Below are 12,324 nucleotides of genomic sequence, written 5' to 3' on the forward strand. Positions count from 1 at the left end.
CATGCGTCATTTGTGAACATCTCGTGAATTTCTGATTTTATGCAAAAAAAAGGACACGGATTCACATCCGTGCCAAACATATATTCCTTATAAAAGGGGGTCAATTACTAGTTTTATCATAACGGATAATTGTTTCACCCGTGTTACATTCCAGTTAAAAGCCCGTGACGCTATATTAAGGATTTGCGACAGCCGTTTATTTCGCTGCTTTTAGCTTTTCAGCAAGCTCTTCTACATAATGCTGTGCGCTCTGTGCTGCAATACTTCCGTCACCTGTTGCTGTGACAATTTGACGAAGTGTTTTTTCACGAATGTCACCAGCTGCGAAAATGCCTTCTACTCTTGTTTCCATTCTTTCGTTTGTCTCAATATAGCCTTCTTTATTTGTAATCCCTAGGTTTTCAAATGGTTTAGAAAGTGGCAGCATACCGATGTAGATAAAGACGCCGTCTGTTTTGAAGTCTTCTTCTTCACCTGTCACAGTATCAATTAATGTCACACTGCCGACTTTTCCGTTTTCTTCATTAATCTGTTTTACGGTTTTATTCCACATGAAGTCGATTTTTTCGTTATCAAAGGCACGTGCTTGTAAGATGCTTTGGGCACGAAGTTTGTCGCGTCTATGGACAATCGTTACTTTTGATGCAAAGCGTGTGAGGTAAACACCCTCTTCTACCGCAGAGTCTCCGCCGCCAATCACCACAAGCTCTTTGTTTTTAAAGAAGGCACCGTCACATACTGCACAGTATGATACGCCGCGGCCGCCAAGCTCTTTTTCACCTGGTGCACCGATTTTTTTGTATTCAGCACCTGCTGCAATAATGACAGAGCGCCCTTTGTATTCTTTTGAACCGGCTTTGACGATTTTGTACTCTTCACCGTCAACAATTTCTTTAATATCGCCATATGCATACTCAGCACCGAATTTCTTCGCATGCTCAAACATTTTATTTGAAAGTTCCGGCCCTAAAATGCTTTCAAAGCCAGGATAGTTCTCGACATCTTCCGTATTCGCCATTTGTCCACCTGGAATTCCTCTTTCAATCATTAATGTTGAAAGATTTCCTCGTGATGTATAAACAGCGGCTGTCATTCCGGCAGGACCCGCTCCAATGATGATCGTATCGTAGATTTTTTCTTCTGACACAACTGTCACTCCCTCTTCAATTGCTGCTAGCATTTCCTATTAGAATGCCCTTGGGTGATGCTTCCATTCATGACAGAAAGCATCATTTCCATTCTTAGCTTTTATTCCTTACCCATATCCTATTAAATCTGCGGGGAATAAGCGAATCATTTGCTCATATCTTCAAAAAAAGAAAAAGCTTCCTTAAACTGCTGTTTAAGGAAGCCTGTTTACGGTTATATACAAAGTAGTGATTTATTCAACGACTCTTCTTACAACGCCATTGAAATATCTCTTCCAATAAGGATTACTCATTGAATCAACTGAAACACCATGGGAGCTGTTATCGTTCAAGAATGTACCGTTTCCTAAGTAAATACCAACGTGTCCATTTACTTTATACGTATCAAAGAACACAAGGTCTCCGCGTTTCATGTCAGATGCACTTACAGCTCTTCCTTTACCTACAAGCGTATCTGTTGTCGTTCCGCCAACTGGCCCAAGGTGGATACCTGCTGATGCGAATGCCCAGCGGACGAATGAAGAACAGTCAAAACGACGTGCGTTAATATCGGCTTGTGATCTGCCGCCGCCCCATTTATATGGAGATTGTCCAACAATGCTAGAGCCTGTGCTGATCGCACCTTCGATTCCGCCTACGTTATTGCTGACAGGTGATCCACCGCCAGAAGATGGCTTCTTGCTTGGTGAACTGCTGTTGTTATTAGATGATCCACTGTTATTTGAAGACGAGCCGCTATCGTTATTTGAGCTGTTGTCTTCCGTTTGAACACTTGCTTGACGCTGCTCTTGTCTTTGTGCTTTTTCTTCTCTTGCTTTTTGAACAGCTTCTTTTTCAGCTTGTTTTTGTGCAGCAATTGTTGCGTTCTTTTCAGATGCAATGCTGTTAGCCTCGCTGTTTAACTCACTGATTTCAGAAGAAGCACTTCCTTTTTGTTTCTTCACTTGCTTGAATAGCTTGTCTTTTTCATCAAGCTGTTTATTCAAGTCCGTTTGAAGTGTTTCAAGCTTTGCAAGTGTCTTTTGAACATCTTCAAGCTTTGTGTTTAATTCGTTTTCAGACTTTTGAAGTTCAGCTTTGTCTCTTTCTTGCTCTTTAATGATTTCGTTGTCTGCGTTGATTAGTGTAGATACAGCACCTGCACGGCTAATGAAATCGCTAAAGCTTTTTGCTCCTAGTAATACATCTATGTATTTCGTAGAACCGCCGTTTTCTTGAAGCGCACGTACACGCTTTTTCAAGAATTTGTTTCTATCTTCAATACGTTTTTCTGTATCAGCAATTTCTTTTTTCAGTGCTTTGATTTCTTTTTTTGTTTTTTCATTTTCTGCTTGTTTTTCTTCGATTTGATCACTTGTTTTTAAAGCTTTCTCGTCAATTTCTTTTAGCTTTAGTGCAAGCGCCTCTTGTTTTGCTTCAAGCTTTGAAAGCTCTTCTTTTTTCTTTTGAAGGTTCTTGTTTACCTCAGATTGCTTGCTGTCTAGTTCTTGTTTCTTTTGTTCAAAGTCCTGTGCATTTGCTTCATGAGTAAATGGGATAAATAAACCGCTCGCTCCGATCACCGAAGCTAAACCGAAAGTGATAAACTTTTTCACGAATAGTTCCTCCTTTGACAATTTCCCAAGCGACATTAGAAAGCAGCAAATTCTCTGCGACCAATCTGTGCTCTCTATGTCTTTCTTCCTGATTTATCAGTCAGATGTTGACCAGATTGTTTCTATCACTAGGTGTTTCATTATGTATAGTAAAATATCTAAATATATGTCTTTGTTTTAATCCACGATTTTCATTATACATGAGACATCGACAAAATGAGCTAATATTTTTATTACATTTATGTTTCAAAAACATGTCGTGATTGTCATACTTCGCCAAATCCTTGCAAATCCCACCTTTTTATCCAAGAAAAAAGCATGACCGTTTGGGTCATGCTGCTATTCTATGAATCTATTTACCTATTAGTCGATGAACGTATAAATGACATTTTCATATTTAGACAGTGTCTGAACGCTGATCTGAAAAGAGGACGCTACCTCTTTTTTACTGACGGGTGATTCTTCTTGTTCATTCATCCATAGGTAATAAGAAGCTGCTGCCCATGCAGGCGCATTTTTCTTATCTACACCAGAAGCACGTGCCTGCTGAATAATATGGAATAACCAAAAATATGGCATGTGGTTATCAGGCTGCACGGCTTCTTCCAAAGCGGATGCCGCCTGTTTTGCGAAGAGCGCATCTCCTGAAAAAGACCGTTCTTCCATTTGATCTTCATATAAAAGCAGCTCGATGAATTGCTGTTCAAAGGCTGTTTTCGCTGCGCGGGCATCAAGGACAGATTGCAGAACGTCTCGCTCACCTTTTTGTTTACTGACATAGTACGCAGTTAGCCGTTCCTCAATTGAGACCATTGGTTCAGTCTCCTCTGGTTTATCCTGCCACGGCTTGATTTCATCTGCATCTATATCTTCTTCTACCATCTTATCCCAAACGGTTTGTGCCAGCGTTTTGCGGCCCGTTTGATAGGCTGCACTGGCAAGCCAGTATAAAAATGTACTATCTCCCTGAAAGCCTGTTTTATACAAAGAATAAAGCCATTTAAAGGCCCATTCAAATTCTCCAACGAGGGCAAATGTCGCACCAAGCTTATAACGCTGTTCACTTAATATTGGATACACGTGCGTTAATTGCTTCGCTAACACGTTGACCTTCTCTTCTTCTTTTTCATAATGATAGAACACGAGCTGGTTGCAAAGGGCATGCAGATTACCGGGATTTTCATGAAGGACCCGGTTCAACGTCTCTTTCGCTTGATGAATCTGACCAGAATAAAAATAGGCCAAAGCGAGATTATTATAAGCTGACCAAAATTCTGGATACTCAACAATCATCTGTTCTAGCATCTCAATAGCTTCGTCAAGCCTGCCGCTTTCTAACAAATGATTCGCTTGATCCTGCTTCACAATCAGGTCATCCTGATCATAAGGAAAATCTTCGTCCTCTTCGTCACTCATATCGAGCAGGTCGAGAAGATCATCATTTTCATCCGTAAATTCCCCATCCTCTTCCAAAGCGGCATAAGCAGTGGCTGACTTATATGCCTCTTGAAACAGTCCGAGATTGGCATAATTATTCGCTTTAAAATAGTGACACTCTGACATGTTTTCATCTACGTGTTCGAGGATGAAATCAAGCAGTTCATTTGATTGTTGGTAATGACCCATTTCAGTATAAATAATGGCAAGCTGTGACAGCATTTCTACATTTTCAGGCTCAAGTACAATAGCCCGCTGTATCAGCTTAACTGCCTTTGGCAGATTTCTTTCTCTATATGCTTTTAGACCTTTATGAAAAAAGTAATGCCCATCTTGGAATAGCTGGACGACTTGTGTGTGATGATTTTGAGAAGTGTATTTACTCACCGATACCCTCCATTTCGAACAGTGTACCGTGTGTAGTATAACATACTTCACGAGTCGTCACATAGAACAAAAGAAAAGGAAGGATTTGTTTTTCACTCAAAAGCAAAAAGCCAGGAGTGTCCCCGGCTTTTCATTCACCTTGATGACGCTTTTTCAATACCTTTAATACATCATCTAGCGGCAATTGCTGCTCACGTAATAACACAAGAAGGTGATACAGGAGGTCGGCTGTTTCCCATTTCAACTCTTCCTGATCACGGTTTTTCGCTGCGATGATGACCTCGGAAGCTTCTTCCCCTACCTTTTTCAGGATTTTATCGACCCCTTTTTCAAATAGATAGGTTGTATAAGCTCCTTCTGGCATTTCTGCCTGGCGCTTTGCAATGACCTGTTCAAGTTCATTTAAAATGGCAAAGCGGTCCTGCTTTTCGCTTTGGCGCTTCACGCCTTCTTCCGAAAAACAGCTATAGCTGCCAGTATGGCATGCTGGGCCACTTGGTGTCACGAGTACAAGCAGAGCGTCCTTATCACAGTCATAGCGAATGGATGTGACTTGCTGGTTATGTCCAGATGTGCCGCCTTTGTGCCAAAGCTCGTTTCGCGAACGGCTAAAAAACCATGTTTCGCCTGTTTCCAACGTTTTTTCATAGGATTCTTGATTCATATACGCAAGCGTCAGCACTTCCTTGCTCTGTGCATCCTGTACAATCGCAGGAATCAGACCTGCTTCGTTAAAGGTTATTTCGTTTGCCTGTTTCATCTGACCTTCACCCCGTGTTCTCTCAAGTATGTCTTCACCTCTTGAATCGAGGTCTCTTTATAATGGAATATGGAGGCTGCTAATGCTGCATCAGCTTCTCCTTTTGTAAAAGCCTCCAGCATATGCTGCGCATTGCCCGCGCCTCCAGAGGCAATGACTGGTACTGTGACTGCTTCTGATACAAGCTTCGTCAATAAATGATCAAAGCCTGTTTTCTCACCATCGGCATCCATGCTTGTCAGCAAAATCTCCCCTGCTCCTCTCAGCACTGCTTCTTTCGCCCAGTCGCTGACTTCTATTTCCGTTTTACGGCGCCCTCCGTGGGTATAGACCATGTATGCTTTTTTCTCTTCATCGTACTTCGCATCGATCGCGACGACGATGCATTGAGAACCAAAAAAATCGGCTCCTTCTGAAATCAGCTCTGGCCTTAAAACAGCCGCTGTGTTCACCGATACTTTGTCTGCACCCGCTCTTAATATACGCTTCATGTCATCAAGGTGGTTAATCCCGCCGCCCACCGTAAAAGGTATGGCAAGAGTGGACGCTACTTGCTTGACCACATCCACCATCGTTTTTCGTCCTTCATGAGAGGCTGAAATATCGAGAAAGACGAGTTCATCCGCGCCTTCCTCATCATAGATCTTCGCTAATTCTACTGGATCACCAGCATCCTTTAAGCCTAGAAATTGTACACCTTTGACAACACGCCCTTCCTTCACATCGAGACATGGGATGATACGTTTTGTCATCATATGCTGTCAAGCCCTTCAAACGCTTCTGCTAAAGTAAACTGCTTCGTGTAAAGCGCCTTGCCAATGATCGCACCAGAAACACCGGCATGCTTTTGTACTGACAGCTTTTGAATATCAGCTACAGCACTGACGCCACCTGAGGCGATGACTTGTTTACCGGTCGCTTCCGCTAATCGGACCGTACTTTCCACATTGGGACCAGAGAGCATGCCGTCCATTTGAATATCGGTGAAAATAAAGACCTCTGCGCCTTCCTTAGCCAATTCTTTGCCAAGTTCCTCTGCCTTCACTTTCGACGTTTCAAGCCAGCCTTCAGTCGATACAAAGCCATTTCGTGCATCAATTCCAATCGCTATTTTCTCACCATATTGTGCAAGCATTTTTTTCACAAAGGCTGGGTTAGAAACAGCAGAACTGCCAAGGATGACTCTAGATACGCCATTGCTCAAATAAAATTCAACGTCTTCTTCTGTCCGAATGCCGCCGCCTATTTGTACATTCACATCTAAGGACGAAGCAATCGCCAGCACATGCTCATGATTGACGCGCTTTCCAGCTTTTGCACCATCTAGATCAACGAGATGAATCCATTTCGCTCCTTCATTTGCAAACCGCGCGGCCATATCTAGCGGTGAATCTCCATAAATAGTTTCTTGATCATAGTCTCCTTGCACGAGTCGTACACATTTGCCATTTCTCATATCAATCGCTGGATACAGTGTAAATTCACTCATTTGTTCACCCTCTGTTCTTTTGCTAATTGAATAAACTGTTTGAGCAGTGCCATTCCCGTTGTACTGCTTTTTTCAGGGTGAAACTGTGACCCAAGCACATTCCCCTTTCCAACAACTGCTGGTACTTGTACGCCATAGGCCGCACTTGCCAATTGCTCTTCTACATTCATGTCACTCACATAATAAGAGTGAACAAAGTACGCAAACCCTTCCGGCACACCGTCAAATAATGGGGACGGCTGATGAAATGTGAGCTCGTTCCACCCCATATGAGGTACCTTCAGCCTTTGTCCGTCCTGATCGCGATCCTTTAAAAGAACGACACGTCCTTTTAACAGCCCCAATCCTTTTGTCAGTCCTGCCTCTTCGCTTTCTTCAAACAACAGCTGCATACCAAGGCAAATGCCAAATAACAACTTTCCTTCCTGCACGACTTGGTGAATAAACGCCTCAAGTCCCTTCTGTCTTAACAGCTGCATCGCATCACGAAACGACCCCACCCCTGGCAAAATATAAGCATCTGCCTTTTTGAGCTCCTCCACTTCAGAGGAAACGATATAAGGGGCGCCAGCTCGTTCCAGCGCTTTTGATACACTAAACAAATTTCCCATCCCATAATCAATGACTCCGATCATTAGAGCATCCCCTTTGTCGAAGGAATCCCTTTCACACGCGGATCAATGGTTGTTGCTTCATCTAGGGCACGTGCCATCGCTTTAAAAATCGCTTCAATCATATGGTGCGTATTGGTTCCGTAGTGAACGATCACATGGAGGTTCATACGGGCTTCAAGGGCAAATTTCCATAGAAACTCATGAACGAGCTCCGTATCAAAGGTGCCGACCTTTTGACTCGGGAAGACCGCTCTCATTTCCAAATGAGGACGATTGCTTAGGTCGACTACGACCTGAGCAAGTGTTTCATCCATTGGAACAAAGCTAGATCCGTACCGCTTGATTCCTTTTTTATCACCTAATGCTTCCTTAAACATTTGCCCAAGCACGATGCCGATATCTTCTGTTGTGTGGTGATCATCGACATCTGTATCTCCTTTCGCATCTACGGTCAAATTAAAATGTCCATGCTTCGTAAATAAATCAAGCATGTGCGTCATAAAAGGGACATCTGTCTGAATATCCGCTTTTCCTTCTCCATCAATCTCTAACGCTAACGAAATGTTCGTTTCATTTGTTTGTCTCGCAGTTTCCGCCTGTCTCATTTTGATTCCTCCCGCTTTCTCGCTTCAATCGACCTTGCATGCGCTTCAAGCCCTTCTAATCTTGCAAAAGCCGCAATGCTTTCCCTATGCGTCTCAAAGGCTTCTTTACTGTATGAAATAATGCTCGTTTTCTTTTGAAAATCGGTCACATTTAGCGGGCTTGAGAATCTAGCTGTTCCGTTTGTTGGCAGCACGTGATTCGGTCCTGCGAAATAATCTCCCACTGGCTCTGGACTATAGCGTCCCAAGAAAATCGCGCCAGCATGCTTGATTTGACCAAGAAGTGATTCCGGATATGCTGTCAGCACCTCTAAGTGCTCTGGCGCTAATTGATTGATGACGTCTACTGCACGATCGATTGATTCTGTCACGTAAATACGGCCATGATCTTGTATGGATTGTGCTGCGATTGATTTTCTCGGCAAAGTATCAAGCTGCTTTCTTACTTCAGCCTGCACGCTTTCAGCAAGTGTCTTAGACGGTGTCACCAAAATACTAGATGCCAGCGCATCATGCTCTGCCTGCGAAAGTAAATCCGCCGCTATCTCATGCGCGACTGCTGTTTCGTCTGCTAGAATTGCAATTTCACTTGGACCTGCAATCATATCAATATCTACCTGACCAAATACTTCCCGTTTTGCCAGCGCTACATAAATGTTGCCTGGACCTGTGATTTTATCAACAGGCTTGATGCTTTCCGTTCCATAGGCAAGTGCCGCTACCGCCTGTGCACCGCCCATTTTATACATCTCAGAAATACCAAGCTCCTTTGCCGCAGCCAAGACAGCGTCAGAGAGACGGCCATCTTTCCCAGGGGGTGTCACAAGGACAATTCGTTCAACGCCAGCGACTAGCGCGGGGATCACATTCATTAATACAGATGATGGATAGGCAGCTGTGCCGCCTGGGACATACACACCTACCGCATCAAGAGGTGTCACCTTTTGACCAAGCATTGAGCCATCCTTTTGGTGATAAAACCAAGAGGATGTCAGCTGACGCTCGTGGTATGTGCGAATATGCTTGATAGCCGTTTGGATAATCTGAACCATCTCCGGCTCCAAACGTTCGTAGGCCTTTGCCATTTCATCCTCCGTCACAAGTGGCTCTTCAATGGATACACCGTCAAATTGCTTCGTAAATGACCGTACGGCTTCGTTACCATTTTTTCTCACTTCTTGAATAATGCGCTGAACAGCCTGACGCTGCTCTTCCGTTCCTGTATCTAAAGACCGCTTGAGTGAGAGAGTGTCTGTCTCACCTTCTTGTATGTAGGTGATGTTCATCATGATTCCTCCCCTTCTCCTTCAATGATTCTTGCCAGACGCTGCGCCATTTCATCGATCACCGCATCCTTCATCCGGTAGCTCACAGGATTGACAATAAAACGTGACGTGATATCACAGATATGCTCAGTTTCGACAAGTCCATTTTCCTTCAGCGTTTGACCTGTGGAGACAATGTCAACAATTCGATCGGCAAGGCCGATGAGCGGTGCTAATTCAATGGAACCATTCAGCTTAATGATTTCTACCTGCTCACCTTGCTCTCTAAAATAGGACGAGGCTACGTTTGGGTACTTCGTTGCCACACGCGGCGCGACACCGCCCCAGCTGGCTCCTGGTAATCCGGCAACGGCTAAATGACATTTGCTGATGTTTAAATCGAGCACTTCGTATACATCACGAGCTTCTTCGAGCATGACATCCTTCCCTGCAATACCAACATCCGCCACACCGTGCTCTACGTAAGTCGTCACATCCATCGGCTTGGCTAAAATAAAGCGGAGGTTTTCTTCCGGTACATCAATGATTAATTTTCTTGAATCCTCGAATTCCTCTGGCAGCTGATACCCCGCCTGCCTCAACAGCCCTGCTGCTTCTTCAAATATCCGGCCCTTTGGCATCGCCATCGTCAACACTTTACCCATTTTGCTCTTCCTTTCTAGCGCCGATAAAATAAGTCACTTGCTCAAATGCCTTGGTCATCGCGTCAATATTTTCAATACCCGCTAAGTCTTGCAGGACAATTTTTTTGCCCTTTGAACGCTCTTTTTCTGCAAAAGCAAATGCTTCTAGTCTTTGTTCTTTACTAAAAATCACAGCCTCCTGCGGTTCATTGATTTCTTTTGCATCTAGCGCTTCAAGAAGGCGGTCTAATCGAAGACCGAACCCTGTAGCTGGTGCAGGTGCATCAAAATGAGCAAGTAATTGATCATACCTTCCTCCACTCCCGATGACAAACCCAACATGATCTGCAAATACTTCAAACAAAATGCCTGTGTAGTAGCTCATATGACTCACCATACTTAAATCTAAACGGATATATTCTGTACAGCCGTAATCTTCAAGTGTCTCCCAAAGTGACTTTAACTCAGCAAGCACCTCTTTTCCCTCTTGTGAAACCACGATTTCCTCTGCCTGCTGCGTGACTTCCTCTCCGCCGCGAAAATCTAAAAGCTGTAACAGCCTCATTTTATCGATGGATGAGAGGGGTAATTGCTTTACATGCTGCCGGTATCCCACATAATTCTTTTCATATAAAAATCGCCGAAGGACGTTTGCACGCTCTGTATTTCCCAGTACATCTACAAATAACGTCTCTGCTAAAGCAACATGCCCGATCGCTATTTTGAATGATTGAAGCCCGGCATTTTTTAATGCAAATACGACAAGCGCAATGACTTCAGCGTCTGCACTAATTGAACCATCACCAATCAATTCAATTCCGACCTGCTCAAATTCAGATGGTCTTCCGCCTTCTCTTTCCTGCGCCCGGAACACATTGGCTGCATAACCAACCCGAAGTGGATACGCCTGCTCATGAAGCTTTGAAGCCGCCACTCTTGCAATCGGCCCCGTCATATCAGGTCTCAGCACAAGGGTTTGACCGTTTTGATCAAGGAGCTTAAATAGCTGTGTATCTGTAATCGCCGATTGAACACCGACTGTATCGTAAAATTCAAGCGTTGGTGTCTCCATCAAACGGTAACCCCAACCATTCATAACCTCTGTTAATGAATGTCTCACTTTTTTCTTCGTCTCATACAATCCTGGCAATGAATCCCGCATACCATATGGTTTCTCAAACATAAACATGTTCTTCCGCACCCCCAACACATTAAAACGAAAAATTCAGAATCCTTTAGTTCGCTAATATGATAATATGCTAACAAAATAAAGTGATTAAATCAATCATTTTTATTTTCTCTCTATTTTCATTAAAATTTTGTGGAATTATTACATTCAAGTGACACCTGAACCTTTTCTACATATTCAATGAAGGAACGTGCTATAATACATAAAAATATTGAATAACACAGGAGATTACAGTGAAGTTCATCCAGACATTAACCTTAACTTTATTGTGCGCATGTCTTGTTTATTTCGGCTTTATTTATGTTTCACAAATCGACCAAGTCAAAAAAACAGCTTCGCCACACGAAGCAGCAAAAGAAAATGATACCGCACTTGCGGCAGAAGAGACACGTTCAACGAAAAAAACGGATGCCACACACCAGTCTTTAAAAGGAAGCAAAAAAGCCATGGATGTCATCCTCTATAATCAAATGGATGCACCAAAGCTATATAACGGCTGCGAAGTCACAAGCTTAGCGATGCTGCTTCATTACAGCGGCTATGAGCGAGTGACAAAAAACACATTGGCAAATGAAATCAAGCGCGTTCCACTAAATTATGAGAATGGCTTAAAAGGAGACCCGCATGATGGGTTTGTAGGCGATATGGAGAATGGGCCAGGTCTTGGCGTATACCATGAACCTATTTATCAACTTGCGAAAAAATATGCGGGTGATCAAGTCGTCGACTTAACTGGAAAGCCTGTCAAAAAGGCCATCTACCAATCACTTGAAAAGGGCTACCCTGTATGGGTGATTACGACATCCACCTTTGACAAAACAGATAACATCGAAACATGGAATACACCAAATGGCAAAATAGATGTGAGCTTTAATGTGCATAGCGTCGTCATCACAGGCTACGACGAGGAGTACGTCTACTTGAATAACCCATACGGAGAAAAGAATCAACGAGTCGATCGTGACCAGTTTGAGGATTCTTGGAAACAGATGGGCAGTCAAGCGATGATCATTAAAGCATAGAATACATTTCTCATTGATTGATGAGAGGGAAACGCTATAAAAAAACAGCCTCTATATGGGGGACTGACCCCCGTTTTTGAGACAGGGATCAAAACACCTTTATACAGCCAATTGCCGATAGTTTATCGGTGATTGGCTGTTTAGTTTCGTTTGAATACGAATGTTGTTA

12 protein-coding genes are annotated in these 12,324 nt (G+C 43.3%); 1 reads left to right on the forward strand and 11 read right to left on the reverse strand.

Annotated elements, in window-relative coordinates; translation table 11 throughout:
* Positions 1 to 196: 196 nt before the first annotated feature.
* The 11 genes from trxB to ACSLGF_RS10880 all read right to left on the reverse strand — a co-directional run bounded on the left by trxB (position 197) and on the right by ACSLGF_RS10880 (position 11,133).
* Positions 197 to 1,147 (reverse strand): thioredoxin-disulfide reductase, encoded by a 951-nt coding sequence (gene trxB, locus ACSLGF_RS10830; RefSeq protein ID WP_099727985.1) that lies wholly within the window; start codon positions 1,145 to 1,147, stop codon positions 197 to 199.
* Between the two features lie 234 nt (positions 1,148 to 1,381).
* Complete coding sequence (locus ACSLGF_RS10835; RefSeq protein ID WP_456005224.1) at positions 1,382 to 2,743, reverse strand: NlpC/P60 family protein; 1,362 nt, start codon at positions 2,741 to 2,743, stop codon at positions 1,382 to 1,384.
* Positions 2,744 to 3,106: 363 nt separating this feature from the next.
* Complete coding sequence (locus tag ACSLGF_RS10840) at positions 3,107 to 4,567, reverse strand: tetratricopeptide repeat protein (RefSeq protein WP_456005226.1); 1,461 nt, start codon at positions 4,565 to 4,567, stop codon at positions 3,107 to 3,109.
* A 130-nt stretch (positions 4,568 to 4,697) separates the two neighbouring features.
* On the reverse strand, positions 4,698 to 5,327 hold the full coding sequence (hisIE, locus tag ACSLGF_RS10845; RefSeq protein WP_456005228.1) for a bifunctional phosphoribosyl-AMP cyclohydrolase/phosphoribosyl-ATP diphosphatase HisIE: 630 nt from the start codon (positions 5,325 to 5,327) through the stop codon (positions 4,698 to 4,700).
* Complete coding sequence (gene hisF, locus ACSLGF_RS10850; protein ID WP_456005231.1) at positions 5,324 to 6,082, reverse strand: imidazole glycerol phosphate synthase subunit HisF; 759 nt, start codon at positions 6,080 to 6,082, stop codon at positions 5,324 to 5,326. The genes hisIE and hisF overlap by 4 nt, the downstream gene beginning before the upstream one ends.
* Complete coding sequence (gene hisA, locus ACSLGF_RS10855; protein WP_456005234.1) at positions 6,079 to 6,816, reverse strand: 1-(5-phosphoribosyl)-5-[(5-phosphoribosylamino)methylideneamino]imidazole-4-carboxamide isomerase; 738 nt, start codon at positions 6,814 to 6,816, stop codon at positions 6,079 to 6,081. Before hisA ends, hisF begins: the two co-directional genes overlap by 4 nt.
* Positions 6,813 to 7,451, reverse strand: coding sequence for an imidazole glycerol phosphate synthase subunit HisH (gene hisH, locus ACSLGF_RS10860; protein ID WP_456005237.1), 639 nt, complete (start codon positions 7,449 to 7,451; stop codon positions 6,813 to 6,815). The genes hisA and hisH overlap by 4 nt, the downstream gene beginning before the upstream one ends.
* Positions 7,451 to 8,035 (reverse strand): imidazoleglycerol-phosphate dehydratase HisB, encoded by a 585-nt coding sequence (gene hisB / locus ACSLGF_RS10865; protein ID WP_099728849.1) that lies wholly within the window; start codon positions 8,033 to 8,035, stop codon positions 7,451 to 7,453. The genes hisH and hisB overlap by 1 nt, the downstream gene beginning before the upstream one ends.
* Complete coding sequence (hisD, locus tag ACSLGF_RS10870) at positions 8,032 to 9,321, reverse strand: histidinol dehydrogenase (RefSeq protein ID WP_456005240.1); 1,290 nt, start codon at positions 9,319 to 9,321, stop codon at positions 8,032 to 8,034. Before hisD ends, hisB begins: the two co-directional genes overlap by 4 nt.
* Entirely contained in the window at positions 9,321 to 9,965 is a 645-nt protein-coding gene (hisG, locus tag ACSLGF_RS10875; protein ID WP_456005242.1) for an ATP phosphoribosyltransferase, read from the reverse strand. Before hisG ends, hisD begins: the two co-directional genes overlap by 1 nt.
* The gene (locus ACSLGF_RS10880) at positions 9,958 to 11,133 is read right to left on the reverse strand and encodes an ATP phosphoribosyltransferase regulatory subunit (protein WP_456005245.1); all 1,176 of its coding nucleotides are present in this window, start codon (positions 11,131 to 11,133) and stop codon (positions 9,958 to 9,960) included. Before ACSLGF_RS10880 ends, hisG begins: the two co-directional genes overlap by 8 nt.
* A gap of 233 nt (positions 11,134 to 11,366) precedes the next feature.
* On the opposite strand from ACSLGF_RS10880, the gene ACSLGF_RS10885 reads away from it, so the two are divergent.
* Positions 11,367 to 12,155 (forward strand): C39 family peptidase, encoded by a 789-nt coding sequence (locus tag ACSLGF_RS10885; RefSeq protein ID WP_456005247.1) that lies wholly within the window; start codon positions 11,367 to 11,369, stop codon positions 12,153 to 12,155.
* The last annotated feature ends 169 nt before the right edge of the window (positions 12,156 to 12,324 follow it).

The organism is Bacillus sp. A015, from assembly GCF_053851875.1.